Genomic DNA, 26,704 nt, shown 5'->3' with positions numbered 1-26,704 from the left:
CAACCAAATAATGGCCGGCGCGGCGCTGCGTGGCAGACTGCAGGCATTACCCATCTGTCATGACCATGTCGACCGCCGCCAGCTCCGCCCCTTTGAACTCCCCGCGTCGCGTATTGGCGGCCAGCCTGATCGGCACCACCATCGAATTCTTCGATTTCTACATCTACGCCACCGCGGCGGTGCTGGTGTTCCCCAAGCTGTTTTTCCCTGAAAGCAGCAACGATGCCGCGCTGCTGCAGTCGCTGGCGACCTTCGCGGTGGCTTTCATTGCGCGGCCGGTGGGCTCGGCGGTATTCGGGCACTACGGCGACCGCATCGGGCGCAAGGCAACGCTGGTGGCGGCGCTGCTGACCATGGGGCTGTCTACCGTGGCGATCGGCCTGTTGCCGACCTACGACGACATCGGTGTGATCGCACCGCTGCTGCTGGCCTTGTGCCGCTTCGGGCAGGGGCTGGGGCTGGGCGGTGAATGGGGTGGGGCGGTGTTGCTGGCGACCGAGAATGCACCGCCGGGCAAACGTGCCTGGTACGGCATGTTTCCGCAGCTGGGCGCGCCGCTTGGCTTCCTGTTGTCGGCCGGTACCTTCCTGCTGCTGGGGCGGGTGCTGGATGACGCCAGTTTCCTGGCCTGGGGCTGGCGTATTCCATTCATCGCCAGTGCGCTGCTGGTGATCGTCGGCCTGTGGGTGCGCTTGAACATCCATGAGACGCCGGATTTCCAGAAGGCGCTGGATAAGGGCCAGCGTGTGCGCCTGCCGATGCGCGAGGTGCTGCTCACCCATGGCTTTGCGGTGGTCGCGGGCACCTTGGCGGCGTTTGCCACCTTCGTGCTGTTCTACCTGATGACGGTGTTCACGCTGGGCTATGGCACCTCGGCACTGGGCTATGCGCGCGAAGACTTCCTGCTGATGCAGATGGTCGGCATCCTGTTCTTTGCCGCGGGTATTCCGTTGGCAGCGCTGTACGGTGACCGCAGCGGTACGGTCAAGGCGATGTTGTGGGCGACGCTGGGCATCTTCGTGTTCGGCCTGTTGTTCCAGCCCTTGTTCCAGGCGGGCCATTCGTTGCAGGTGGTGCTGTTCCTGTCGCTGGGCCTGTTCCTGATGGGCCTGACCTACGGCCCCTGCGGCACGATGCTGGCCAGCCTGTATCCGGTGCAGGTGCGCTATACCGGCGCGTCCTTGTCGTTCAATCTCGCCGGTATTCTTGGTGCCGCGCCTGCGCCCTATGCAGCGACATGGCTGGCTGGGAAGTTCGGCATTGCTGCCGTTGGCGGCTACCTGTGCGTCACCGCGCTGTTGACCGGACTGGCCTTGCTTGCAATCGGCCGTTGGCAGCAGCGGGGTGCCGCAGGGACGCCGTAAGTCGCGACTATTGCCGGTCCCACACAAGACCAGCGACGTGTGCGCCTTGCGGCGTTCCTGCAGCGATAAAACGCAGGAGCGGCGTGGTGGTGATATCTGGAGGGATGTCCGCAACCGCGCCGTTCCTGCAAAACCATTCAGCGGAAAATGCGCTTCAAGGTGCGACCGAGCCAGCTGCCTTCCTGGTGCTCCTTGGCGAACTGGTTGAGGTGGCGCTTGACGTGCTCGGCATAGGCCTTGTCGTCACCACGGATGTGGTTGAACAGCCAGCGTGACAACATGTTGCGCAGTTCGTCGGTGACGTCCTCGCCGGATTGGAAGCGCATGCGGTACTCGGAGACGCGCTTGCCGAATACTTCGTGCACGCGTTTGTGTGCAGCGCAGAACGGGTAGCCGGCCTCTTCCATGAGTTCTTCCTCGAAGGCGAAGTGCGACATGGTGTAGTCCACCAGTTCGTCGATGACTTCCGCCACGGCTACCTGTTCCAGGCTTTTCTGGGCAACGTGCAGGTGGTTGAGCATCTCCACGATGCGCATGTGCTGATGGTCGATGACGTCGACACCCGTGTTGAGATCGTCTTGCCAAACCAGTAGTGCCACCGCTGCTTCTCCCCGTGTGCTTTGAGCTGCACTGTAGGCAGGGCATCGGGCAGGCGCGTTGATCTGGATCAATGCCGGGACTCGGGCATTGATCTCATTCAGATCCCAGGCGGACTTGGGTCAGTGGGTGTCAGCGCTGCAGACACGGTTGCGGCCGCCAGCCTTGGCCAGATAGAGCTGGCGATCTGCTTCGGTGATGAGCTGGTGCAGGTTGCCACTGTGCAAGGGCATGCGACAGACGCCGATGCTGACCGTCATGCTCAGGATGTTGTCGCCGAACGGGAGCTGCAGATCGGCGACGGCTTGGCGCACTTTCTCGAAATGCGCAGCGCTGGCAACTGCATCCAAGCCGCTGACCATCAGGCAGAACTCCTCGCCCCCAAAGCGCGAGCTGATGTCCTGGCTGCGGGTATTGGCCTGCAACACCGAGGCGACGGCGCGGATGGCCTGGTCGCCGGCCTCGTGGCCGAGGCTGTCGTTGATGTGTTTGAAGTGATCAATGTCGACCATTGCCACGGCGACCATGCCGCCGTTGTTGACCGCACTGAGTTGGCGCTGGCTTTGCTCGAGGAAGCTGCGACGGTTGGGCAGGCCGGTGAGGAAGTCGCGCGTGGCCAGATCCTGCAGGGTGCCGATCAGCTCCAGCTGGTCCACGTTCTGCGAGACCCGGCAGAAGAATTCTTCGCGCGAGAACGGTTTGCGCAGGAAGTCATTGGCGCCGTTCTTCAGGAAGCGCGGGATCAGCGAGGGATCCGAATTGCCTGAGATGCCGATCACCGCCACCTTGTCGCGTGCGCGCAGTGCACGCAGTCGGCGGGTCAGTTCAACGCCCTGCATGCCGGGCATTTCCTCATCGACGATGACCAGGCGAATCGCCGGATCAGCCTCGATCGCGCGCAGTGCCGATGTGCCGTCGTCGGCTTCGATGACGTGGTAGCCGTACATCGTCAGCAAGGCGGCGGCATAGGCGCGCGCCGACGGTGAGTCGTCCACGACGAGCGCAGCGATGCGGCGGTTGCGCTCCATGCGCTGCACCAGCCAGACCAGGTAGTCGATGCTGCCCGGGGTGTTCTTCAATACGTAGTCGATGATCTGCTGTTGCAGCACCCGCTTGCGCAGGTCCTCGTCATAGACGCCGCTGACCACGATGGTGGGCAGGCCGCGGTTGACGAAATACTGCACCACCTGGTCGCGGTCACCATCGGCCAGCACCAGTCCGGTCAGGACCAGGAACCAGCCGTCTTCGCTGTCCAGCAGTTCACCAGCCTCGGCCAGGGTGGAGGCGACACTGACCGACAGTTCCAGGCGCTGCTCGATGGCCTCGCGCAGCATCGTGGTAAAGGTGCGCGAGTTCTCCACCAGCAGGATGCGCTGCGGCAACGGCGCGATCGATGGACTGTCGAAGGCGGCCTGTGGCGGGCTGACGGTGGTGGCGAGAGTAGGGAGCATCGGAGGATGTAGCGGCTGCAGGCACAGGAACTTGAGCAGCAATTGGGAGGGGGATGGCGGTGACCGAAATCGCCCGTTCCCGCTCTTCCTTCGGGTTCACCGCCCCCGGCTTCGAATCACCAGAGCAGGTCCCGCAGCTTGTACCAGGACATCGCCGCCACCAGCATCGGCATGCGCAAGACCTTGCCGCCGGGGAATACGCCATGTGGAATGCGCTCGAACACGTCCAGGCGCTGCGCCTGGCCAGCAATGGCGGCGGCTATCACTTCACCGGCCAGGCCGGTGCTGGCCACGCCGTGGCCGGAGAATCCCTGCGCGAAATACACGTTCGGGGTAATCCGCCCCCAATGCGGGGCACGGTTGCGGGTTATGTCGATGTAGCCGCCCCAGACATAATCCATTTCGACGTCGGCCAGCTGCGGGAACACCCGACGCATGCGCCGGGTCATGCTGGCGCGCAGCCCTGGCGGCGGCAGCGCCGAGTAATTGGCCTGGCCACCGAACAGCAGGCGGTGGTCGCGGCTGAGCCGGAAGTAATCCAGCGCCCAGTTCACGTCGGCCACGGCCATGTCGTTGCGGATCAGGGCCTTGGCGCGCTCGGCGCCCAGTGGCTGGGTGGCGCCGATATAGGTGCCGACCGGCATCATCCGGGTTTCCAGCTCCGGCGCGATGCCCTGCAGCCAGGCGTTGCCGGCCAGTACGACGAAATCGGCATCGACCCGGCCGTGGGCGGTGATCAGCGCCGGTTGCGTGCCGCGCTCAAGCCGGGTGACCGGTGACTGTTCGTGGATGACGACGCCGGCCGCCTCGGCAGCGCGAGCCAGGCCCTGCGCATAGGCGAGCGGGTGCAGATGGCCGCTGGCTGCGTCGTACATGGCGCCGAGATAGCGTTCGCTGGCCAGTTCCTGCTGCAGGCGCGGGCGGTCCCACCATTCCAGCGGATAGTCGTAACGCTGCGCCATGCGCTCGATGTCGGCGCGCAGGGCGCGTTCCTGACGCGGATGGATCGGCACACTGGCATGGCCGTCACGCCAGTCGCAGTCGATGCCGTGCCTGGCGATGCGCTGCTTGAGCATGTGCATGCCATCACGCGAGAAATCGAACAGCAGGCGCGCATCGGCGTCGCCGACCAGCGCTTCCAGGGTGTCCTGCTCGCAGCCGTAGCCAACGATGGTCTGGCCGCCATTGCGGCCAGAAGCACCCCAGCCGACACGCTCGGCTTCCAGTACGGTGACCTTGTAGCCCTTTTCGGCCAAGGCCAACGCGGCGGTCAGGCCGGTATAGCCGGCACCGAGCACGGCCACGTCAGCGCGCGCCTGCCCACGCAGGGGCGCTCGTAGCGGAAGCTCGGGCTGGCTGGCGGCATACCAGCTCGGGGGATAAACGGATGCAGCGGCGTCCACGGACATCAGGCCGAATCAGGGGCGGGAAGTGTAGCGACCCCGGCGTATGCAGCGTGCGCAGGCCGGTGAAGAACCTGTGTAGTGTGCCTTGCTTTACTTGAATGCCGGATGGCGCTTGGTTGCCTAATCAGCGGGGCAGGGGTAGCGTGCAGGCACGTCTCAAGAGCTTCACCCATGGCCAGCCTGCCGCTGGTCGGCTTGCCTACCGACAGCAAACCGATCGGGTCCCATCCGTTTCTTGTCGTTGGTGAAAAGTATGTGCGCGCCGTTGTTGACGGTGCGCAGGCCACGCCGCTGCTGCTGCCGTTGTTGCAGCCGCCGTTGCCGGCCGAGGACTGGTTGGCGACGCTGGACGGTTTGCTGCTGACCGGTGCGACCAGCAATATCGAGCCACACCATTACGATGGCGGTGACAGCTGGCCGGGCAATCCGCATGATCCGGCACGTGATGCCAATGTGTTCGGGCTGATCCCGCAGGCACTGGCGTTGGGCATGCGGATACTGGCGATCTGTCGTGGTTTCCAGGAGGTCAATGTCGCCTTTGGTGGCAGCCTGCATCCGAAAGTGCATGAAGTGCCCGGGCTGGCTGATCACCGTGAAAACCCAGCGTCATCGTTGGAGGTGCAATATGGGCCTGCGCATGGCTTGATCCTGAGTCCCGGCGGCTTGCTTGCAGGCATTGCCGGTGGCAGCGAGGTAATGGTCAATTCGGTGCATGGGCAAGGTGTTGCCCGGCTGGGCGAGGGGCTGCAGGTCGAAGCCCGCGCGCCGGATGGGCTGATCGAAGCGTTTCGTGGCACTGGCCCCTCGTTCCTGCTCGGCCTGCAGTTCCACCCGGAGTGGCGGGTTGCCGAGAACCCGTTCTATCTGGGAATTTTCCAAGCCTTCGGCGAGGCCTGTCGCCGCTATCGGTCAAACAAACAAGTTGGTTCCCCATGACGTCGCGCCCCCGCACCCGCAGCCGTAAAACCGCCATCGCCGTACAGGAAGAAAGCCTGCTGCTGCGCTGGCTCAAGGAACGGCACATCACCGAAGTCGAATGCCTGGTGCCGGATATCACCGGCAACGCGCGCGGCAAGATCATCCCGGCCGACAAGTTCTCGCATGACTACGGCACGCGCCTGCCGGAAGGCGTATTCGCCACCACGGTGACCGGTGAATACCCGGACGACTATTACGAGCTTACCTCGCCAGCTGACGCGGACATGATCCTGCGCCCGGACCCAGACACCGTGCGCATGGTGCCGTGGGCCACCGATCCAACCGCGCAGATCATCCACGACTGCTACACCAAGAGCGGCCAGCCGCATGAGCTGGCGCCGCGCAACGTTCTGCGGCGGGTGCTAGCCGCGTATGAAGAGCTGGGGCTGAAGCCTGTGGTGGCGCCGGAAGTGGAGTTCTTCCTGGTGCAGAAGAACACCGACCCGGATTTTCCGCTGCTGCCGCCCGCCGGCCGCTCCGGTCGCCCGGAGACCGCGCGGCAGTCGTATTCGATCGATGCGGTCAATGAGTTCGATCCCATCCTCGATCTGATGTACGACTACTGCGATGCGATGAAGCTGGACGTGGACACCCTGATCCACGAATCCGGTGCCGCGCAGCTGGAGGTGAACTTCACCCATGACGGCGCGATGTCACTGGCCGACCAGGTGTTCCTGTTCAAGCGCACGATGCGTGAGGCAGCGTTGCGCCATGGAATCTATGCCACCTTCCTGGCCAAGCCAATGGAGACTGAGCCGGGCAGTGCCATGCATATCCACCAGAGCCTGGTGCGCATTGCCGATGGTCGCAATGTGTTTGCCGGTCATGCCGAAGGCGAGTACAGCGAAACCTTTGACAACTATCTGGCTGGTCTGCAGAAGTACGTGCCGGCGGCGATGGCCTTCTTTGCGCCGAACGTGAATTCCTATCGTCGGTTGGTGTTTGGCGAGGTATCGCCGAGCAACGTGGAGTGGGGCTTCGACAACCGCACCTGCGGCCTGCGCGTGCCGATGGACAGCCTGGAGAACAACCGCGTTGAAAGCCGCTTTGCCGGCTCCGACGCCAATCCTTACCTGGCGATGGCGGCGACGCTGGCCTGTGGCCTGCTCGGCATCCGCGAGAAGCTGAGTCCGACGCCGCCCATCACCGGCAACGCCAAGGAACTGGGCTACGAACTGCCGCGCTCGCTGGGCGAGTCGCTGGACGCACTGGAGGGCTGCGACGCCCTGCAGGAGCTGCTGGGGCGTCGTTTCTGCCGCGCCTATGTCTCGGTGAAGCGCAAGGAATACGAGACCTTCTTCCGCGTGATCAGCTCCTGGGAGCGCGAGTTCCTGCTGCTGAATGTTTGAGAGCTAGGCTTGTCCCCCTCCCTTTTGCGCAGCAAAGGGGAGGGTTGGGGAGGGGTAAGCTCTGCTGTGGTTTTCGAGCATTACCAGCTTCGCGGCTCACGCCCCTCCCACAGCCAGCAACCTGCCTTCTACACACAAAGCCGCCGCAGATGGGACAATATGTCCACCTCCCGGCCTGGCCGGTCCCCCCCAATACCGCTCCCGGATCACACTGGAGAACCCATGAATCTGCGCATTCTGACCGTTGGTGTCGCCATTTCCCTGCTTGCCGCCTGCGGTGGCAAGGAAACCGGCGCCAAGCCCGCTGAAGGCGGCGAGGCCAAGGTCCTCAATGTCTATAACTATTCGGACTACATCGCCGAAGACACCATTCCGAACTTCGAGAAGTCGACCGGCATCAAGGTCACCTACGACGTGTTCGACAGCGATGAAATGGTCGAGACCAAGTTGCTGACCGGCGACAGCGGCTACGACATCGTGGTGCCGACGTTGAACTTCTTCGGCCGCCAGATCCAGGCCGGCGTGTTCCTGCCGCTGGACAAGAGCAAGATCCCGAACCTGGCCAACCTCGACCCGGCGGTGATGCAGCGCATCGCTGGCCAGGACCCGGGCAACCAGTACGGCGTGCCGTACATGATGGGCAGCACCGGCATCGGCTACAACGTGGCCAAGCTGAAAGAGCGTTTCGGCGGCAGCGCCGAGATCGCCAACAGCTGGGACCTGGTGTTCAAGCCGGAAAACATCGCCAAGATGAAGGATTGCGGCGTGACCCTGCTGGATACCCCGGCCGACATGATCCCGGTGGCCCTGCATTACCTCGGTGAAGACCCGCACAGCGGCGACCCGGCGGTACTGCAGAAGGCGGCTGACCTGCTCAAGTCGATCCGCCCGTACGTGCAGAACTTCCACTCCTCGCAGTACGTGGGTTCGCTGGCCAATGGCAGCACCTGCTTGGTGGTGGGCTGGTCGGGCGACATAATCCAGGCCCGTGACCGCGCCGAAGAAGCCAAGAACGGCGTGGAAGTTGCGTATTCCATCCCGAAGGAAGGTGCACCGCAGTGGTTCGACATGCTGGCCATCCCCAAGGATGCCAAGCACCCGGGCAATGCCTACGCCTTCATCAACTACCTGCTGCAGCCGGAAGTGGCCGCCAAGAACACCAACGTCACCCACTACGCCAACCCGGTGAAGTCGGCGACCTCCTTGGTTGACCCGGCCATCCGCGACGACAAGACCATCTACCCGGCTGACGATGTGGCCGCCAAGATGTTCACCTATGCGATCAATACCCCGGAGACGGACAAGCTGTACACCCGCCTGTGGACCGATATCAAGACCGGTCGTTGATTTCAGGCAGCTTTAGGGTCTGAATCTTTACAACGCCTCCCTCCTGCAGGGAGGCGTTGTTGTTTGTGGCGTTCGCGCGCTGTCGGTTGCCAGTGGAGATGGCGAAGCCGGCGTTTGGCCCCCTCCCTTTGGCGCAGCCAAGGGGAGGGTTGGGGAGGGGTGCTTTGCAGCTCTGGCTCCTGCCGCTGCGGATCTACGAGCCGGAGCAAAAGCCACCCCCTCCCGACCTCCCCCTTGGCTGCGCCAAAGGGGAGGGGCGCGCGAACCGCCACAGCCAGCGGTGTCGCCCGCAAAATCAGGGGGCTACACTACGCGCGTTTGTTCATCTGCCCGCTTCCGGAGCCCTACATGCCCGTTGACGCCAAGCCAGAGGCCATCGCTTTGAACAGCGAGCCCGGTTATCTGTCCATCCGTGATCTGCGCAAGGAGTTCGATGGCTTCGTCGCCGTCGACGACGTCAATCTGGACGTGCGCAAGGGCGAGATCTTCGCCCTGCTGGGCGGTTCGGGCAGCGGCAAGTCCACCCTGCTGCGCTGCCTGGCCGGCTTTGAAACCCCGACCAAGGGCACGATCCTGCTCGACGGGCAGCCGATCACCGCGCTGCCGCCGTATGAGCGGCCGATCAACATGATGTTCCAGTCCTATGCGTTGTTCCCGCATATGACGGTGGAGCAGAACATCGCCTTCGGCCTCAAACAGGACGGCATGGCCAAGGATGCCATCGCCCGCCGCGTTGGCGAGATGCTGGAGCTGGTGCAGCTGCAGAAGCTGGGCAAGCGCAAGCCGCACCAGCTGTCCGGCGGCCAGCAGCAGCGTGTGGCGCTGGCCCGCTCGCTGGCCAAGAGCCCCAAGCTGCTGTTGCTGGACGAACCGATGGGCGCGCTGGACAAGAAGCTGCGCTCGAAGATGCAGCTGGAGCTGGTCAACATCATCGAGCAGCTTGGCGTGACCTGCGTGATGGTCACCCATGACCAGGAAGAAGCCATGACCATGGCCACCCGCATCGCGGTGATGGACCAGGGCTGGATCCAGCAGATCGGCAAGCCGGATGACATCTACGAGCAACCGGCCAACCGCTTCGTCGCCGGCTTCATCGGCTCGGTGAATTCCTTCGAAGGTGTGATCGACGAAGACTTGCCCGAATACGTCACCGTGCGCACCGCCGACTTCCCGGCGCCGATCTACGTCGGCCACGGCATCACCGGTTACGAAGGCCAGCCGGTGGCCTTCGCGCTGCGTCCGGAGAAGGTGCATATCGCCAAGGAAGAACCCGAAGGCGACACCAACAAGGCCTTCGGCGTGGTCGAGGACATCGCCTATTTCGGCAGCCACTCGGTTTACCACGTGCGCCTGCCCAGCGGTGCCAAGATCCTGTCCAACTTCGCCAACATGAAGCGCTGGGACAGTGACGGCATCACCTGGAACGACGAAGTCTGGGTGTCCTGGGATGACAACGACGGCGTGGTGCTGACCTCATGAGCGCGACCACTCCACTCACCAGCGGTTGGCGGCGGTGGCTGCCGGGTGCGCGCGCGGGTGTGATCGGCGTGCCTTACCTGTGGCTGCTGCTGTTTTTCGCGATCCCGTTCCTGATCGTGTTGAAAATCTCCTTCGCCAAGATGGCGGTGGCGATGCCGCCGTATACCTCCATCGTGGAGTACGTGGACAATGCGTTCACGGTGAATCTCAACCTGGGCAACTACACCGCGCTGTTCACCGACAGCCAGTACATAGTTGCCTACCTGAGCTCGATCAAGATCGCGGTGATTTCCACATTGCTGACCTTGTTGATCGGCTACCCGATGGCCTACGTGATTTCGCGCATGTCGCCGTTGGCACGCAACATCGCGATGATGCTGGTGGTGCTGCCGTCGTGGACCTCGTTCCTGATCCGCGTCTATGCCTGGATCGGCATCCTCGATAGCAATGGCCTGATCAACCGCACACTGATGAGCATGGGTTTGATCGACGAGCCGCTGCGCATCCTCTATACGCCGGTGGCGGCCTACGTCGGCATCGTCTACTGCTACCTGCCGTTCATGGTGCTGCCGCTGTACGCCAACCTGGTCAAGCTCGACAACCGCTTGCTGGAAGCGGCTTACGATCTTGGCGCCAAGCCCTGGCAGGCGTTCCTGCGCATCACCTTGCCGTTGTCGCGCAGCGGCATCATCGCCGGCTGCATGCTGGTGATGATCCCGGCGGTGGGCGAGTTCGTGATCCCGGAAATGCTCGGTGGCCCGGATACCTTGATGATCGGCCGCGTGCTGTGGGGCGAGTTCTTCAACAACCGCGACTGGCCGCTGGCGTCCGCCGTGGCGATCGTGATGCTGATCCTGCTGCTGATCCCCATCATCATCTTCAACCGTTCGCAGCAGCGTGAGCTGGAAGGGAAACTGGCATGAGCATGACCCGGCGTAGTTCCTGGTTGGGTTGGAGCATCCTGCTGCTCGGCTTTGCCTTCCTGTACCTGCCGATCCTGTTGCTGATGGTGTACTCGTTCAACTCCTCGCGTCTGGCGACGGTATGGGCGGGCTTCTCCACGCAGTGGTACGGCGAGCTGTTCCGCGACCGCCAGTTGCTGCAGGCGGCCTGGATCAGCATCAAGATCGCGTTCTGGACCGCCTCGGCTTCGATGGTGATCGGCACCATGGCAGCGATGGCGATGACCCGCTTCAAGCGCTTCCCCAGCAAGACTGTGTTCGGTGCATTGGTGACCGCGCCACTGGTGATGCCGGAGGTGATCATCGGCCTGTCGATCCTGCTGATGCTGGTGTCGATGGGGGGACTTTTCGGCCTGCCGTCCAAGGGCGTTGTGGCGATCTGGATCGCGCATGTGACCTTCACCATTTCCTTCGTGACGGTAGTGGTGTCCTCGCGGCTGCAGGAACTGGACCGTTCGCTGGAGGAAGCAGCGATGGACCTGGGTGCGAACAGGCTCAAGGTGTTCTTCCTGATCACCTTGCCGATCATCGCCCCGGCGCTGCTGTCTGGCTGGCTGCTGGCCTTCACGCTGTCGCTGGACGATGTGGTGATCGCCAGCTTCGTTGCCGGCCCCAGCTCGACCACCTTGCCGATGAAGATCTTCGCCTCGGTGCGCATGGGCGTGAGCCCGAAGATCAATGCCCTGGCCACGCTGATGGTGCTGGCGGTATCGACGGTAGCGGTGCTGGGTTGGTGGATCTCGGCCCGCGCCGACAAGCGACGCCAGCGCGACATGCAGCTGGCGCTGCAGGAAAACGGCTGAGAGGCCGGTAGTGCCGAGCCATGCTCGGCAGAGCCTTCACCAGCAATGCCTTGTAGTGCCGAGCCATGCTCGGCATGGGCTTTCCCGGCAAGCCATCACCAATGTGGGAGCGGCATCAGCCGCGAAGCTGTTGATCCATCAAATCGCCGCTATGCCGGTGATTTCATTGCTGCCAGCTTCGCGGCTGACGCCGCTCCTACAATAATGGGGCGGCTGATGGATCTTTGGTGAAGCCCCTGCCGAGCATGGCTCGGCGCCACAGGGCCCGCTTGGGATTTACCTGCGCGCAACATTCGCGGCGCTACCATTCCTGCATTCGTTGAGTGCAGGTGAATCCATGGCGTCGTATCAGACTATCAATCCCTTCAATGGCGAGGTCGTGCGCACGATCGAGCTGATGACCGCTGCTGGCATTGAGCGGCACCTGGCCGCAGCTGAATTGGCATTCCCTCAGTGGTCGGCATTGTCGCTGGAGCAGCGTGGTGACTATCTGCGCAAGGTCGCAGCCGGCCTGCGCGAACGTCGCGATGAGATTCAGCGCGTGATGACTTCCGAGATGGGCAAGCTGCGCCGCGAGGCCTTGGCCGAGATCGAGAAGAGCGCCGCCGGTTGCGAGTACTACGCCGACCACGCTGCCGACTACCTGAAGCCGCAGCCGATCCCGACAGAGGCTCAACGCAGCTACGTCATCTACCAACCGATTGGTTGTGTGATGGCGGTGATGCCGTGGAACTTCCCGATCTGGCAGGTGATCCGCTTCCTCGCGCCGGGTTTGATGGCAGGCAATGTCGCCCTGCTCAAGCACGCCAGTAATGTTCCTGGCTGCGCCGACCTGTTGCGTGAGGTGGTTTCCGCCGCGGGCATTCCGGAAGGCGTATTCGATGTACTGCATATCGACAACGATCAGGCCGCAGACGTGCTGCGTGATCGTCGGATCAAGGCAGTTACGCTGACCGGCAGTGAGCGCGCAGGGCGGTCGATTGCTGCCAATGCCGGCGACCAGCTGAAGAAGTGCGTGATGGAACTCGGCGGCAGTGATGCCTTCGTGGTGTTGGATGACGCAGACCTGGATCTGGCGGCGGCCGCTGCGGTGCGCTCAAGGTTCGACAATGCTGGCCAGACCTGCATTGCTGCCAAACGCTTCATCCTGGTCGAATCGATTGCTGATGCTTTCGTGCAGCGTTTCGTCGAAGCTGCGCAGGCACGTGTTTACGGCGATCCGCAGGAAGAGGCGAGCACACTCGCGCCGATGGCGCGCGCTGACCTGCGCGATGAGCTGCACAAGCAGGTGCGCGCCAGCGTCGACAAGGGCGCTAAGGTGCTACTGGGTGGCGAACCGGTTGCCGGCAGCAACGCGGGCTATCAGGCCACGATCCTCGACAACGTCGGTCCTCGCATGCCGGCGTATGACGAGGAATTGTTCGGGCCGGTGGCGGCGATCATCCGGGTCAAGGACGAGGTCGAGGCCGTGCGCGTGGCCAATGACACCAGCTTCGGCTTGGGTGGCAGCGTCTGGACCCGTGATGTGCTGCGCGGCGAGAACGTCGCGGTACAGCTGCAATGCGGCGCGGCCTTCGTCAATTCAGTGGTGAAGAGCGATGCGCGGCTGCCGTTTGGCGGGACCAAGCGCTCGGGCTTCGGGCGCGAGCTGGCGGGGCCGGGCATTCATGAGTTCACGAACATCAAAACGGTCTACGTCGCCTGACGCCGAGCTTGTAGGAGCGGCGTGAGCCGCGAAGCTGGCGGGCCATGCGCGCCGAAGAAAATCTGCAACTGCAGTGCGCTGGATTGCAGGCTGGGCAAGGTTTGGACCAGTAGTCACTTTGCGGCGTTCGCCGATCTGACATGGGCTGCTGGTAAAGCCCCTGCCGAGCATGGCTCGGCACTACGGATGCAGCTCCCTCCCTTTGGCCGGAGGCCAAGGGGAGGGTTTGGAAAGGGTTATGCTCTGTCGCCTCTGATGTTGAGGTGGCTTCGCGGCTTACGCCGCTCCCACAAAACGCGCCACCGCTCCGATCACCCGAACGGCTGGTCGATGGACCTGCTCTGCGGGGTCATCAGTGCCGCGCCATCTTCGGTGACATAGAGGATGTCCTCCAGGCGCACGCCGAAGCGGTCCGGGATATAGATGCCGGGTTCGTCGCTGAAGGTCATGCCAGGTTCCAGCAAGTGCTTGTTGCCGCGAACCAGGTAATCCCATTCGTGCATGTCCAGGCCAATGCCGTGACCAAGGCGATGGCTGAAATAACGGTAGTCCGGGCCGTAGCCGGAATCGCTGATCACCTTGCGTGCAGCCGCATCCACATCACCCATCGCAACTCCTGGGCGTGCCGCGTTCAGTGCAGCTGTCTGTGCCTTCAATACGATGTCGAACACCTTGCGGATCTCGTCATCGGGCTGGCCCAGTACCACGGTGCGGGTGATGTCGCTGGTATAGCCGCCGGCGCGGCAGCCGCCGTCGAAGATGATCGGCGTACCCTCGACCAGATGCTGCGGTTTGTCCGAGCCGTGCGGGGAGGCGGTGTACTTGCCGATGTTGACGCTGGCGTCCCCGTTCAAGCCGGTGCGCGCGTAGGCCATTGCCAGCAGGCCGCTGATGTCCTGCTCGGTCATGCCGGGCTTCAAGGCCTTCCAAACGGCTTCATACACCGCCAGCGTGGCTTCGTTGGCAAGTTTCATCAAGGCCAGCTCGGCCGCGCTCTTGACCCGACGGCAACCGGATACCACCGGCCATGCCGGTACCACCTTGGCTTGCGGCAGCGCATCCGCAATGCCTTTGGCGCGGAAGTAGGGCACGGCTTCTTCCATGCCCAGCGTGCCGGTGGCATGGCCCATGTCACGCAGCACCTTGGCGACCAGGGCGTAGGGGTCTTCGTCTTCCTGCCAGCCGCGCACATCGTTGCCGAGCTTGATCTGCTCCAGCGTGCGCACGCGCTCGAATTCCGGTGTCACGTAGACCGGCTCGCCCTTGCGCGGCAAGATCACACCAGTGAGGCGTTCGCTGTCCCACCAGCGCATGCCGGTGAAATAGGTCAGCGAGCTGCCGGCACCAATGAACACCGCATCGATGCCGTGCTCGGCCATCAAGCGCTGGGCCTTGGCCACGCGCGCTATGCGCTCGTCGTTGCCGATCGGCACCACCTGCGTGGCGACCGATTTCAGCGCACGCATCGATTCGGGTAGAGCGTTATCGGAATTGGCTGCGGCCTGCGCCGACGCGATCTGCGACAAAGGCAGCGCCGCGGCGCCGGCGATCAGCGAACTGCGCAGGAAGTTGCGGCGAGCGGGATTGGTGTTGTCGTGTTGCATGGATGCTCTCTCGGAAGATCAAAGGGCTGGTCAAAGCCAGCCGGAACGTTTGAACAGGCGGTACAGCACCACGCAGATCACGCCGACGCCGAGCATCAGCAGCGGATAGGCAAAGCGTCCGGCCAGTTCCGGCATATGCGCGAAGTTCATGCCGTACCAGCTGGTGACCAGGGTTGGTGCGGCTAACAGCGCGGCCCAGGCACCGAGCTGCTTGACCGTCTCGCCTTGGGCCAGCGTCACCAGCGACAGGTTGACGCTCAGTGCGGTGCCCAGCATTTCGCGCAAGGTGTCGATGGCGTCGTTTACGCGGGCGGCATGGTCCTGCACGTCGCGCAGATAAAGCCGGACTTCCTCGTTGATCAGCTGGGCCTGGTTGCGTTGCAGCTGCGCCAACGCGTCCTGCAGTGGCGCGACCGCCAGCCGCATCTTGTTGAGCTCGCGCTTGAGTTCGTACAGGCGGATCACCGTGCGCCGCTCATAGGTGTCGGCGAAGATGTTTTTTTCCAGCAGGTCCAGGGTGTCGCGGAAGCTGTCGGTGATCGGCAGGTAGTGATCCACCACCGCATCCAGCACCGAGTACAGGCAGAACGAGGGGCCCATCGCCAGCAGTTCCGGCTCCTGCTCCAGCCGCGCGCGCACCGGCGCATACGACAGCGATGCGCCGTGACGCACCGTCACCAGGAAGCGCGGGCCGAGGAAGGCATGGGTTTCGCCGTAGCGGATGCGCTCATCCACGACCTGGGCGGTGTGCACCACTACGAACAGCGAGTTGCCGTAGGTTTCGATCTTGGGCCGCTGGTGCGCCTTGCGGGTGTCCTCGATCGCCAGTGGATGCAGGTCGAACTCTTCCTGCACCTTGTCCAGGATGGCGTCGCTGGGCTCGTACAGGCCGACCCAGACGAAGCCCTTGGCGTCATCGGCAAGTACGTCGCTGATGCTGTCCAGGTCCAATGGACGCTGCGTGCCGTCGGCGCCGTACCAGGTGCAATTGATCACACAGGCCGGATTGGCCTGGACTTGAGTTGGAGTGATGCCGGTAGTCATCCCGGCATCGTGCCTCAGCTGGCCGGTGACGCCAAGCTGCGGCGCGCCAGCAGGAATGCCAATGCAACATGGATTGGCAGCAGCAGGACGATCCATTGCATGTTGAACTGCGCCTGCAGCGACAACCAATGCAGCGGCAACGCAAGCAGCGCAATGCCGGTCAGCGACCACAGGATGACCCGGAACCAGGCGCGCGGCTGGCGGCCACGCAACAGGCTCCACGCGCCGGGAAGCAGCAGCAAGGCCAGCGGGTTGAGCAGCAACAGGTTGCGGTTGGCCCAGGCGGCCTGGTGTTCGCTGAAACCCCACAGGAAGGTCAGCAGGCCACCGGCAACAGCACAGAACAGCCAGAACGGCAGTGCGAACCCGCCGATCAGGCGCGGCTTACGGCGAGCGGCGCACAGCGCCGCGGCAACGGCCAGCCCGACCAGCATCCACGGCCACCAGGAGCGCTGTTTTTCTTTTGGCTCGGGCGGCAGCCGTTGCGGCAGCAGCTCTTGTTCGGCCTGCACCAGCGGCCGACCTTCGCTGTTGCGTACTTCGCGCAGGCTGTCAGCCAGCCGCATCGGCACGAAGGCTTCCTGCCAGCGCGACAGTGGCTGGTCGGCATTTGGACCAAGTCCGATGTCAAAGCCAAGCCACATCCACGGCGAAGGCGAAGCCAGCCGCACCGACTCACTGCGGTAGCTGTTGCCACGCGAGCGGCCGGCCAGCTGTGATTGCAGGGCGCCACCCATAGCCTGATCAAGGCTGTCGCGCACCATGGTGGCGCAGTTGGCGGTGAAGTAGTCGTAGCGGTAGCGCGCGTTCTCGGGCTTGGCCCGCTCGGCCAGGGCATCGGCCAGCGCCTGCGCCTGCGCGTGTGGCAGGTCCAGCCATTGGATGTTTGCGCCGCGGCCGACGCTCTCGTATTGCGCCAGGTCCTGTTCCAGCGGCAGGGCGACCAGGTAATACATCATCTTGCCGCGCACGAAGTTGCCGATGAAATCCGGCTCGGACGGATCGAAGAAGCCAAAGTTGTACGACGTTGCCTGCCCCGTGGTCGGGTCCAGCACCACCAGTGCGTCATGGCCGAAGCGCTCGAAGAACACTTCGCCCGGCAGCATGGTCACCACGCCGATGCGCGGTGCCGGGTTAGGGCTGGTTTCGCTGGTTTGGTTGGCGACGGGTTGTGCGCTGCTGGCCATCGCGGCCAGCAGCAGGAACAACGACGCGAACGCGGACAGCAGCCGCGGCAGGCGCAGGGTGATCAATCTTCGTCCTGGGTTTCTGGCGGCAGCACGGTGACGTGGAAAGCCTGCACGCGACGCGCGTCGGCCTTGGCCACGCGGAACACGAAGCGCTCCAGGGTCAGCTCGTCGCCGATCTCCGGCAGGTGGCCGGTGGCTTCGGTGACCAGCCCGCCGATGGTGTCGTAGTCATCATCGGAGAAGTTGGCGCCGAAGCGCTCGTTGAAATCGCCGATGGTGGTCAATGCGTCCACCACGTAGCGGCCATCGGCGAGGATGGCGATCTGCGAGGTGTGGTCCTCGGTCTCGTCGTGCTCGTCGTCGATCTGGCCGACGATCTGTTCCAGCACGTCCTCGATGGTGACCAGGCCGGCGACACCGCCGTACTCATCGACCACGATGGCCATGTGGTTGCGCGAGAGCCGGAACTCCTTGAGCAGCACATTGAGCTTCTTCGATTCGGGGATCAGCACCGCCGGACGCAGCAGCTCGCGCACGCTGGCGTGGCTGTTGTCGGCGACCACGCCGCGCAGCAGGTCCTTGGCCAGCAGGATGCCAAGGATGTCGTCCTTGTTCTCACCGTGCACCGGGAAGCGCGAATGGCCGGAATCGACCACCTGCTTCATCAGCTCGATGAAGGGGCATTCGACGGGCAGGGACACCATGTGCGAGCGCGGGATCATCACGTCGCCGACGGTCAGCTCGGCCACCGAAATGGCGCCTTCCATCATCCGCAGGGTGTCTGCGGCGATCAGGCCGTCCTGCTGTGCCGTCTGCAGGAGTGCCACCAGCTCGTCGCGGGTGTGGGGTTCGCTGGAGAACGCCGAACCCAGGCGCTCCAGCCAGCTGCGTTTCTTCTCGCCGTTTTCCGGCGAGGTACTACTGTCGTCTTCAGACATCTCTTGGTTTGACTGCACCCGGTACACCGGGCGGTAAGCAAGTCTAGCAGGATGTCCGCGCCCGTCTGTTCAAGCGGCGGGCAGGTTGGGGGTCTGCACGCTGGGAGCTGGCGGCGGGGCATCGGTCGGACTGTCTGCCGGCGCGGGTGGCGTTTCCTCCTCGGCAGGCAGGTCCAGGCTGTAGGTACAGCCGACCAGGGTCTTGCCCGGGTGGGATTTGACCGTGGACACGCCCAGGATCACCGATTCGATCAGCGCCTCGCCGGTTTTGGCGTCGTTGACGTCGCGGCTGACCAGCTCCCGCCCGGCCATGAACTTGTCCGGGGCGTCGTAGCCGGTTTCCAGCTCCAGCTGTCTGGCCAGCGGGCGCGGGTCCGGCATGTCGAGGATGGCGATGATGGTGCCGCCGGCCATGGCGATATGGTCGGCGCTATGCCCGAACACCGTGATCGGGGTATTCAACATGTACTCGGCCATGAACAGGTTGCCCTGCGGCAAGGGACGCCAGCCCAGGGTTACCGCCTTCAGCGGGTCATTGGCGATGGGTTTCAGCGCGGAGAATTCACTGACGCTCTGCCGGCATTCGATCAGGGCGGGCAGGTCGATGGCGGGCTGGGCTTGGGCCGAACCGGCGGCAATAAGCAGGAGTGGCAGCAGGCAGGTTGAGCGCACGGCATTCGTTCGATGAAGTCTTGGCGCCGATGATAGCGATATCGCGATGGCACGGAGCTGTCTTGCAGGAGCGGCCTAAGCCGCGAAGCTGGCATTCCTTGAGGGCCTGGAATGGACACAATCAGAAGGTGTGTCTGCTTCGCGGCTTACGCCGTTCCTACAACCCTGCGGCCTATCAATCTATCGGGAAAGCGCCTGCCGAGCATGGCTCGGCACTACAGGTGCCGCTTTTGGCGTTAGCCCTTCTCCCGCTTGCGGGAGAAGGGTTGGGATGAGGGGGGCTTTTGATCTTGCCGGGAAAGCCCCTGCCGAGCGTGGCTCGGCACTACATGGGCATTTTCGGCCTTGGCGTTAGCCCTTCTCCCGCTTGCGGGAGAAGGGTTGGGATGAGGGGGCTTTTGATCTTGCCGGGAAAGCCCCTGCCGAGCATGGCTCGGCACTACGGCTGCTTTTTTATTGCTCGTTGGCGTAAGGATCCGCGATGCCCAGGTCGGCCAGGATCTCGCGTTCCAGCTGTTCCATGGCCTCGGCTTCCTTGTCGTCCTCATGGTCCCAGCCCAGCAGATGCAGCACGCCGTGCACGGTGAGATGGGCGTAGTGGGCGTTGAGCGCCTTGTCCTGTTCCCCGGCTTCGCGGGCAACCACCGGGGCACAGATCACCAGATCGCCGAGCAGCGGGAACTTCACACCCTTGGGCAGGCCTTCGGGCAATTCGGCCGGAAAGCTCAGCACATTGGTGGCGTAGTCCTTACCGCGGTAGTGGCGGTTCAGTGACTGACCTTCCTTGGCGTCGACCACGCGGATAGCCAGGTCGGCCTCGCGGATACGGCCCTTGAGGGCAGCAGCCACCCAGCGACGGAAGCTCACCGCTGCCGGCAGGCCGGCGCGGGGCAGGGCGTAGCTGACGGCTACATCAAGGCGGACAGGGCCCTTGGTCATTCGCTTGCTCCGGGTTTGACCTGCTGCAGATCGCGGCGGTCATAGGCGCTGACGATGCGGGCCACCAATGGATGGCGTACCACGTCGCGCGACTCAAAGAAGGTGAAGCTGACGCCGTCCACACCGCGCAGCACCTCGATGGCGTCGCGCAGGCCGGATTTGACGTGCTTGGGCAGGTCGGTCTGGGTCAGGTCGCCGGTGACGACAGCGGTCGAGCCGAAGCCAAGGCGGGTCAGGAACATCTTCATCTGTTCGATGGTGGTGTTCTGTGCCTCGTCCAGGATCACGAAGGCGTCATTGAGCGTGCGTCCGCGCATATAGGCCAGCGGGGCGATCTCGATGACATTCTTCTCCAGCAGCTTGGCCACCTTTTCAACGCCCAGCATTTCGTACAGGGCGTCGTAGAGCGGGCGCAGGTAGGGGTCAACCTTCTGGGTCAGGTCGCCGGGCAGGAAGCCCAGCTTCTCGCCGGCTTCCACCGCCGGGCGGACCAGGATCAGGCGCTGCACGCGTGACTCATTCAAGGCATCAACGGCCATTGCTACCGCCAGGAAGGTCTTGCCGGTGCCGGCAGGGCCAATGCCGAAGCTGATGTCGTGGGTGGCGATCTGGTGCAGGTAGCTGGCCTGGTTGAGGCCGCGGCCGCGCACCGTGCCGCGCTTTACCTTGATGGCTACTTCCTGCGCTTCGTAAGCCTGCTCGGTGACGTGATCCACGTTGGCGCGGTTCAAACGCAGATGGATGGCGTGGCTGTCGAAAACGGCTTCCGCCGCTTCCGCGTAGAGGGCCTTGAGCAGTTTTTCAGCTTCGAGCGCGGTCTTGCCCGGGCCGCTGACGCGGAAGACGTTGCCGCGGTTGGCAATCTCCACGCCCAGTTTGAGTTCTACCTGGCGCAGGTGCTCGTCGAATGGCCCGGCCAGATTGGCCAGCCGTTCGTTATCAACCGGGTCGAGAGTGAAGTCGCGATGCGTGGTGGTGGTCATGTTTACTGGCAGTTACTGGCCGGCGAAGCCGTGCCTTGGACCAAGGAAGGGTACCCCCGTGGCTTGCCGACCACCAGCGCGGGGCCGGCCGTCAGGGTTCTCCACAGCCGATGTGGATGCGGCGTGGGCCAAGCTGTGGATATCCCTGTCCAGCCCTTGCGGCATAAGCCTCTTGGCGGGTTGGTTAAAAAACCGCCACATTTGACGGTTTGCAGGTAACAAGTTGTCCACAATTTGTGTGGATCGATTCGGGATGAACATGTGGATAACCGCGCGCAGCCCAATAACGACGGGCTCCAAGTCGGTGTGGCGAATAAATGACCGCAGCGGCTGGGCAGCAGCAGAAATGAGCCGCGAGGGCTATCCATGGCATAGGCAAGCAGCGAGGGTATTCAAAGGCCAAAATGAGCAGCGACAGCTTTTCCCCTCTCCCGCATGCGGGAGAGGGGTAGGGGGTGAGGGCGCACCTGCTTCGGACTAGTGGACTTCGGTCCCAGCCGTCGCAGCTCACTGTCCGCAAGAAGCAGCTCCGCAGCCCGGCCCCCCTATCTCAATCCTGCGTAACCACTCGCCCACGCAAGGAGTTACTGAAGGCTTCGGTGATCAGCACATCCACAAATTGCCCGATCAGTCGCGAACTGGCTGGGAAGTTCACCGAACGCATGTTCTCGGTCTTGCCGGTCAGCTCGTTCGGGTCTTTGCGCGAGGGGCCTTCGACCAGCACGTTCTGCACCGTGCCGACCATGTTCGCGGAGATGCCAGCGGCATGCTCGTTGATCTGCGCCTGTAGGCGCGACAACCTGGCGTGCTTGTCGGCATCGCTGGTGGTGTCTTCCAGGTCGGCAGCCGGGGTACCCGGGCGGCGCGAATAGATGAAGGAGAAGCTCTGGTCGAAGCCCACGTCCTCGATCAGCTTCATGGTCTTCTCGAAATCGGCATCGGTTTCACCAGGGAAACCAACAATGAAGTCCGAGCTGATCGAGATGTCCGGGCGTACCGCGCGCAGCTTGCGGATCTTGGACTTGAACTCCAGCGCGGTATAGCCGCGCTTCATCGCGCTGAGTACGCGGTCGCTGCCGGCCTGTACCGGCAGGTGCAGGTAGTTGGCCAGTTTCGGCACGTCGCGGTAGGCGTCCACCAGCGAATCGCTGAATTCCAGCGGGTGTGAGGTGGTGAAACGGATGCGGCCAATGCCGTCGATTTCGGCAAGGGTGCGGATCAGCAGGCCGAGGTCGGCAATCTCGCCGTCGCCATAAGGGCCACGGTAGGCGTTGACGTTCTGGCCAAGCAGGTTGATCTCGCGCACGCCCTGTTCGGCCAACTGTGCACATTCAACCACCACGTCCTCGAACGGCCGGCTGACCTCGGTGCCACGGGTATACGGCACCACGCAGAACGAGCAGTACTTGGAGCAGCCTTCCATGATCGAGACGAAGGCCGACGGGCCTTCGGCACGCGGCTCGGGCATGCGGTCGAACTTCTCGATCTCGGGGAAGCTGATGTCCACCTGCGGCTTGTTCTGTTCGCGACGGGCGCGGATCAGCTCCGGCAGGCGATGCAGTGTCTGCGGGCCGAACACCAGGTCCACATAGGGCGCGCGCTTGACGATGGCTTCGCCTTCCTGCGAGGCCACGCAGCCGCCGACGCCGATGATGACGTCGCGGCCATTGGCCTTGAGCGCCTTCCAGCGGCCGAGCTGGCTGAACACCTTCTCCTGCGCCTTCTCGCGGATGGAGCAGGTGTTGACCAGCACCACGTCGGCTTCTTCGGGGTTGTCGGTCAGCTCCAGCCCTTCGGATGCGGCAAGCACGTCGGCCATCTTGGTCGAGTCGTACTCGTTCATCTGGCAACCGTGGGTCTTGATGTACAGCTTGCCGCGCGCGCCGCCGGCAACCGTCGGTCGCTGGCCGGGTAGTGGAATCAGTTCGGGTGTGGTCATTTCAACAGTAGGCACGGCGGAGCCGGCCGTGATCGGCAGGGGAGTTGCTGGCGTCCCGGGCATGGCGCTTATTCCAGACGGGTGGGCGGGCACGCAGCCGCTGGGGCTGCATTCGTAGCCGACTATTGTATCGGTCTGCCGGGCAAAGCACGAAAGCTGCTGCGTCAAATACTTGGCAAGCCCCGGCGAAGCTGGGAGACTCCCGCCCATGAAGGGGATTTTGGGGATCACCGGCATTCTCGCAGCAGCATTGGTCGCTTTGCCGGCCAGTGCCGGCACGCTGTACAAGTGTGTTGGTAGCGACGGAGTGCCCAATTACGTCAGCAAGCGCGTCAGTGGCGCGAGCTGCAGTGTGGTCAGCAATTACCGGCCGACCCGCGAGGCGCCGCGCTATGTGCCGCCTGCCCCGACGGCTGTCCCGGCACCTGTCGTGGCGCCGGTTGCCGCGGCTGCCACTCCAGCAGGCCCTGCCGCGGATAGCGGAAGTTCAACGGCAGTGGCGGCGCAGGCCGCGCCGACCGCCGTGCCGGCTACCCCGGCGCCAGCGCCGGTTTCACGCGCGCAGCGGGTGGTCAGCGGGCAGGTCTACTCTTATATGAAGGATGGGGTGCGTCACTACACCAGCAGCCGGCCGGCGCAGGTGGCCAACATCGGCGCGGTGCGCACCATTCAATACAGTTATATCGAGCGCTGCTTTGCCTGCGGCGTGAACTCCAGGGTCAATTTCGGCTCGGTGCGTTTGAATACTCAGGCCTACAGCACCGAGATCGCCTCGGCCGCGCGCGAGTTCGGTGTCGAGGAAGCGGTGGTCCGCGCCATCATCCACGCCGAGTCCGCCTTCAACCCGACTGCGCTCAGCCGGGCCGGCGCGCAGGGTCTGATGCAGCTGATGCCGCCCACGGCGCGTCGCTTCGGGGTGTCCGATTCCTATGACGCAGGCCAGAATATCCGCGGCGGCGTGCAATATCTGTCGTGGCTGCTGCGCCGCTTCAATGGCAATCTGACGCTGGCCGCAGCTGGCTACAACGCCGGCGAAGGTGCGGTGGATCGCCATGGTGGTGTGCCCCCGTACAAGGAAACCCAGTACTACGTGCAGCGCGTTGCACAGTTGGCCGACCGCTATCGTGGTGAGCTGGCCACGCGCCAGTAAACCGTCCTCCAGCGTTTCTGTTGCAGCAGGCCGTGACAAATATCGCGGACTGGTGTTTGATCGCGTTGTGTCAGCGTTAAGCGTTCCGCTACACTCCGGAACGATTCGATTCAGAGCGGGATGGCCCCCACCAGACCGCTGGCAGCCTCTAGCTACCTAATCAATATCGGAGTGCCGGATGGCAAACGATGGGGTAAATGATCCAGTCAACACCGGACGTCGGCGGTTTTTGACAGCGACCACAGCTGTGGTCGGGGCAGTCGGTGTTGGTTTCACCGCAGTTCCTTTCATCAAGTCCTGGAATCCCAGCGCCCGTGCCAAGCTGGCCGGTGCCCCGGTGACCGCCGACATCAGTGCTTTGCAGGAAGGCCAACGGCTGATCCTGGAATGGCGCGGCCAGCCGATCTGGATCGTCAAGCGATCCAAGGCCATCCTGCAGGCTTTGCCTACCCTGGATGCGCGGCTCAAGGATCCGGAGTCCGGCAACAAGGACCAGCAGCCGGCTTACGTGCTCAAGGCCAATCCCGAATTCCGCTCGATCAAGCCGGACGTGTCCGTGCTGGTCGGCTTGTGTACCCACCTGGGCTGTTCGCCGGAGATGGTTGCCGAGATCCGCCCCGAGCCCTACGACGCGCAGTGGAAGGGCGGCTATTTCTGCCCCTGCCACAAGTCGCGTTTCGACATGTCCGGACGCGTGTTCCAGGACGTGCCCGCGCCGATCAACCTGCTGGTGCCACCGCACCATTACGTGGATGACAACACCATCGTCATTGGCGTCGATCCGCAGGGGGCAGCCTGATCATGGCCGAGAACATCCTTACCCGCACCGTCAGTGGCGTCGCCAACTGGGTCAATGAGCGTGCCCCCGGCCTGATGCCGGTGTACCGCAAGCATGTCAGCGAGTACTACGCACCGAAGAACTTCAACTTCTGGTACTACTTCGGCTCGCTGGCGATGGTGATCCTGGTCAACCAGATCGTCACCGGCATCTTCCTGACCATGCACTTCAAGCCCAGTGCGGCGGAAGCGTTCGCGTCGGTCGAGTACATCATGCGCGACGTGGAGTGGGGCTGGCTGATCCGCTACATGCACAGCACCGGTGCCTCGCTGTTCTTCATCGTGGTCTACCTGCACATGTTCCGCGGGTTGATGTACGGCAGCTACAAGAAGCCGCGTGAGCTGGTGTGGATCCTGGGCATGCTGATCTACCTGGTGCTGATGGCCGAAGCCTTCATGGGCTACGTGCTGCCGTGGGGCCAGATGTCGTTCTGGGGCGCCAAGGTCATCATTTCCCTGTTCGGCGCGATCCCGGTGATCGGCAATGGCCTGACCGAGTGGATCATGGGCGACTACCTGCCCGGCGATGCCACGCTCAACCGTTTCTTCGCCCTGCACGTCATCGCCATGCCGCTGGTGCTGTTGTTGCTGGTGGTGCTGCATCTGGGCGCGTTGCACGAAGTGGGTTCCAACAACCCGGACGGCGTGGAGATCAAGAAGGGACCGAAGGGCAACCGCTGGTCTGCGACTGCGCCGACCGACGGCATTCCGTTCCATCCGTATTACACGGTCAAGGATCTGTTTGGCGTCTGCTTCCTGCTCACGCTGGCGGCATTCATCATCTTCTTCGCACCGGTATTCGGTGGTCTGTTCCTTGAGCACGACAACTTCACCGAGGCCAACCGGCTGGTGACGCCGGAGCACATCAAGCCAGTCTGGTACTACACGCCGTATTACGCGATGTTGCGGGTTATTCCGAACAAGCTCGGCGGCGTGATCGTGATGTTCTCGGCTATCGCCATCCTGTTCCTGGTGCCGTGGCTGGACAAGGCCAAGGTCAAGTCGGTGCGCTACCGCGGCCCTATCTCCAAGCTGATGCTCGGCATCCTGGTGGTGTGCTTCGTGTGGCTGGGCGTGATTGGTTCCGGCCCGGGTACGGCGATCTGGGAGACCTGGGTGGGCCGAGTACTTACCTTCCTGTACTTCGCCTTCTTCATCACCATGCCGCTGTGGACCAAGATCGACAGCAGCAAGCAGGTACCGGACCGGGTGACCACGCATGACTGACAAATGGATTGTGCGGTTGGCGATGGCTGCCGCGATGCTGTTCTGTGTGCCGGCGTTTGCCGCCGGTGGTGGCAAGCTGATGCAGGCGGGCAATGACCTGGGCGACCAGGCCTCCTTGCAACGCGGTGCGCAGGCTTACATGAGCTATTGCTCGGGCTGCCATTCACTCAAGTATCTGCGTTATTCGCGGATGGGTGAGGACCTTGGCCTGACCGAGCAGCAGGTGATGGATAACCTGAACTTCACCGGTGCTGCCTACGGCGAGCAGATCCAGGTGGCGATGCCGCATGACGAGGCGACCAAGTGGTTCGGCAAGATGCCGCCGGACCTCAGTCTGATCTCGCGGGTGCGTGGCAGCGATTGGGTCTACAGCTATCTCAAGTCGTTCTACGTGGACGAATCGCGGCCGTTGGGTTGGAACAACAGCGTGTTCCCGAATGCGTCCATGCCCAACCCGCTGTGGGAGCTGCAGGGCATGCAGCATGCAATCCATGGCAAGGCCGAGCAGGAGGGCATTGATCCGCCGGTAGTGGGTTTCAAGCTCGCGTCGCCGGGGAAAGTGGATGCGCGGGCGTATGACCAGACGGTCCGCGACATCACCAATTTCCTGGAATACGCCGGCGAGCCGGCCGCGCTGAAGCGGCAGAGTCTGGGGGTCTGGGTGGTGTTGTTCCTGGCCCTGCTTACGTTCCTGGCCTATCTGGTCAAGACCGAGTACTGGAAAGACGTGCATTGAGGTG

Annotated in this window: 23 protein-coding genes; 12 read left to right on the top strand and 11 right to left on the bottom strand. The window is 63.3% G+C overall.

The genetic code is table 11. The annotated features are described in order from the left end of the window. Positions 1–65: 65 nt before the first annotated feature. Complete coding sequence (locus Q5Z11_RS13455) at positions 66–1,364, top strand: MFS transporter (protein ID WP_303750043.1); 1,299 nt, start codon at positions 66–68, stop codon at positions 1,362–1,364. 137 nt (positions 1,365–1,501) lie between these two features. Here Q5Z11_RS13455 and Q5Z11_RS13450 read toward each other — a convergent pair whose 3' ends face one another. From Q5Z11_RS13450 to Q5Z11_RS13440, 3 genes are all read right to left on the bottom strand, one after another. Then, on the bottom strand, positions 1,502–1,963 hold the full coding sequence (locus Q5Z11_RS13450) for a bacteriohemerythrin (RefSeq protein ID WP_303746872.1): 462 nt from the start codon (positions 1,961–1,963) through the stop codon (positions 1,502–1,504). Between the two features lie 120 nt (positions 1,964–2,083). After that, positions 2,084–3,412: a GGDEF domain-containing response regulator gene (locus Q5Z11_RS13445; protein WP_303746871.1), complete on the bottom strand. Its 1,329-nt coding sequence runs from the start codon at positions 3,410–3,412 to the stop codon at positions 2,084–2,086. Between the two features lie 116 nt (positions 3,413–3,528). Then, positions 3,529–4,821 carry an NAD(P)/FAD-dependent oxidoreductase gene (locus Q5Z11_RS13440; RefSeq protein WP_303746870.1) on the bottom strand — a complete coding sequence of 431 codons (1,293 nt, stop codon included), beginning with the start codon at positions 4,819–4,821 and terminating at the stop codon, positions 3,529–3,531. Between the two features lie 168 nt (positions 4,822–4,989). Between Q5Z11_RS13440 and Q5Z11_RS13435 the strand changes: the two genes are divergently transcribed. The 7 genes from Q5Z11_RS13435 (at position 4,990) to Q5Z11_RS13405 (ending at position 13,441) form a co-directional block, all read left to right on the top strand. After that, entirely contained in the window at positions 4,990–5,754 is a 765-nt protein-coding gene (locus tag Q5Z11_RS13435; protein WP_303746869.1) for a gamma-glutamyl-gamma-aminobutyrate hydrolase family protein, read from the top strand. Further along, positions 5,751–7,145, top strand: a complete 1,395-nt coding sequence (locus Q5Z11_RS13430; RefSeq protein ID WP_303746868.1) for a glutamine synthetase family protein — start codon at positions 5,751–5,753, stop codon at positions 7,143–7,145. Before Q5Z11_RS13435 ends, Q5Z11_RS13430 begins: the two co-directional genes overlap by 4 nt. Before the next feature lie 222 nt (positions 7,146–7,367). Beyond that, positions 7,368–8,492, top strand: coding sequence for a polyamine ABC transporter substrate-binding protein (locus Q5Z11_RS13425; protein ID WP_303746867.1), 1,125 nt, complete (start codon positions 7,368–7,370; stop codon positions 8,490–8,492). Positions 8,493–8,840: 348 nt separating this feature from the next. Next, positions 8,841–9,971, top strand: coding sequence for an ABC transporter ATP-binding protein (locus tag Q5Z11_RS13420; RefSeq protein WP_282272468.1), 1,131 nt, complete (start codon positions 8,841–8,843; stop codon positions 9,969–9,971). Next, a complete protein-coding gene (locus Q5Z11_RS13415; protein WP_303746866.1) occupies positions 9,968–10,894 on the top strand; it encodes an ABC transporter permease subunit in 927 nt (308 codons plus the stop codon). Before Q5Z11_RS13420 ends, Q5Z11_RS13415 begins: the two co-directional genes overlap by 4 nt. Next, positions 10,891–11,736, top strand: a complete 846-nt coding sequence (locus Q5Z11_RS13410; protein WP_282272471.1) for an ABC transporter permease subunit — start codon at positions 10,891–10,893, stop codon at positions 11,734–11,736. The genes Q5Z11_RS13415 and Q5Z11_RS13410 overlap by 4 nt, the downstream gene beginning before the upstream one ends. 337 nt (positions 11,737–12,073) lie before the next feature. Continuing rightward, positions 12,074–13,441, top strand: a complete 1,368-nt coding sequence (locus Q5Z11_RS13405; protein ID WP_303746865.1) for an NAD-dependent succinate-semialdehyde dehydrogenase — start codon at positions 12,074–12,076, stop codon at positions 13,439–13,441. Between the two features lie 311 nt (positions 13,442–13,752). Here the strand turns inward: Q5Z11_RS13405 and Q5Z11_RS13400 are convergent, their stop codons facing one another. The 8 genes from Q5Z11_RS13400 to miaB all read right to left on the bottom strand — a co-directional run bounded on the left by Q5Z11_RS13400 (position 13,753) and on the right by miaB (position 22,813). Beyond that, positions 13,753–15,045 carry a M24 family metallopeptidase gene (locus tag Q5Z11_RS13400; RefSeq protein ID WP_303746864.1) on the bottom strand — a complete coding sequence of 431 codons (1,293 nt, stop codon included), beginning with the start codon at positions 15,043–15,045 and terminating at the stop codon, positions 13,753–13,755. A 30-nt stretch (positions 15,046–15,075) separates the two neighbouring features. Beyond that, positions 15,076–16,089, bottom strand: coding sequence for a magnesium and cobalt transport protein CorA (locus Q5Z11_RS13395; RefSeq protein WP_303746863.1), 1,014 nt, complete (start codon positions 16,087–16,089; stop codon positions 15,076–15,078). A 14-nt stretch (positions 16,090–16,103) separates the two neighbouring features. Further along, on the bottom strand, positions 16,104–17,333 hold the full coding sequence (locus Q5Z11_RS13390; protein WP_405051698.1) for a lipoprotein N-acyltransferase Lnb domain-containing protein: 1,230 nt from the start codon (positions 17,331–17,333) through the stop codon (positions 16,104–16,106). Between the two features lie 5 nt (positions 17,334–17,338). Then, positions 17,339–18,217 (bottom strand): HlyC/CorC family transporter, encoded by an 879-nt coding sequence (locus tag Q5Z11_RS13385; protein WP_303746862.1) that lies wholly within the window; start codon positions 18,215–18,217, stop codon positions 17,339–17,341. 69 nt (positions 18,218–18,286) lie between these two features. Then, positions 18,287–18,889 (bottom strand): hypothetical protein, encoded by a 603-nt coding sequence (locus Q5Z11_RS13380; protein WP_405051601.1) that lies wholly within the window; start codon positions 18,887–18,889, stop codon positions 18,287–18,289. Between the two features lie 453 nt (positions 18,890–19,342). Beyond that, on the bottom strand, positions 19,343–19,828 hold the full coding sequence (gene ybeY / locus Q5Z11_RS13375) for an rRNA maturation RNase YbeY (protein WP_303746861.1): 486 nt from the start codon (positions 19,826–19,828) through the stop codon (positions 19,343–19,345). Beyond that, positions 19,825–20,811, bottom strand: a complete 987-nt coding sequence (locus tag Q5Z11_RS13370; RefSeq protein WP_303746860.1) for a PhoH family protein — start codon at positions 20,809–20,811, stop codon at positions 19,825–19,827. Before Q5Z11_RS13370 ends, ybeY begins: the two co-directional genes overlap by 4 nt. Positions 20,812–21,361: 550 nt before the next feature. Beyond that, positions 21,362–22,813 carry a tRNA (N6-isopentenyl adenosine(37)-C2)-methylthiotransferase MiaB gene (miaB, locus tag Q5Z11_RS13365; RefSeq protein WP_405051600.1) on the bottom strand — a complete coding sequence of 484 codons (1,452 nt, stop codon included), beginning with the start codon at positions 22,811–22,813 and terminating at the stop codon, positions 21,362–21,364. A 145-nt stretch (positions 22,814–22,958) separates the two neighbouring features. Here miaB and Q5Z11_RS13360 point away from each other — a divergent pair, with 145 nt between their 5' ends. From Q5Z11_RS13360 to Q5Z11_RS13345, 4 genes are all read left to right on the top strand, one after another. Beyond that, positions 22,959–23,900 (top strand): lytic transglycosylase domain-containing protein, encoded by a 942-nt coding sequence (locus Q5Z11_RS13360; protein WP_303746859.1) that lies wholly within the window; start codon positions 22,959–22,961, stop codon positions 23,898–23,900. A gap of 178 nt (positions 23,901–24,078) precedes the next feature. Then, positions 24,079–24,699, top strand: coding sequence for a ubiquinol-cytochrome c reductase iron-sulfur subunit (gene petA / locus Q5Z11_RS13355; protein WP_303746858.1), 621 nt, complete (start codon positions 24,079–24,081; stop codon positions 24,697–24,699). A 2-nt stretch (positions 24,700–24,701) separates the two neighbouring features. Beyond that, positions 24,702–25,964 (top strand): cytochrome b, encoded by a 1,263-nt coding sequence (locus tag Q5Z11_RS13350; protein ID WP_303746857.1) that lies wholly within the window; start codon positions 24,702–24,704, stop codon positions 25,962–25,964. Next, complete coding sequence (locus Q5Z11_RS13345; protein ID WP_303746856.1) at positions 25,957–26,700, top strand: cytochrome c1; 744 nt, start codon at positions 25,957–25,959, stop codon at positions 26,698–26,700. The genes Q5Z11_RS13350 and Q5Z11_RS13345 overlap by 8 nt, the downstream gene beginning before the upstream one ends. Positions 26,701–26,704 lie beyond the last annotated feature (4 nt).

Source organism: Stenotrophomonas sp. 610A2, from assembly GCF_030549615.1.
Lineage (GTDB): Bacteria > Pseudomonadota > Gammaproteobacteria > Xanthomonadales > Xanthomonadaceae > Stenotrophomonas > Stenotrophomonas pigmentata.
Note: the sequence above shows the minus strand (reverse complement) of the source record. Positions and strands in the feature narration are given on the sequence as shown.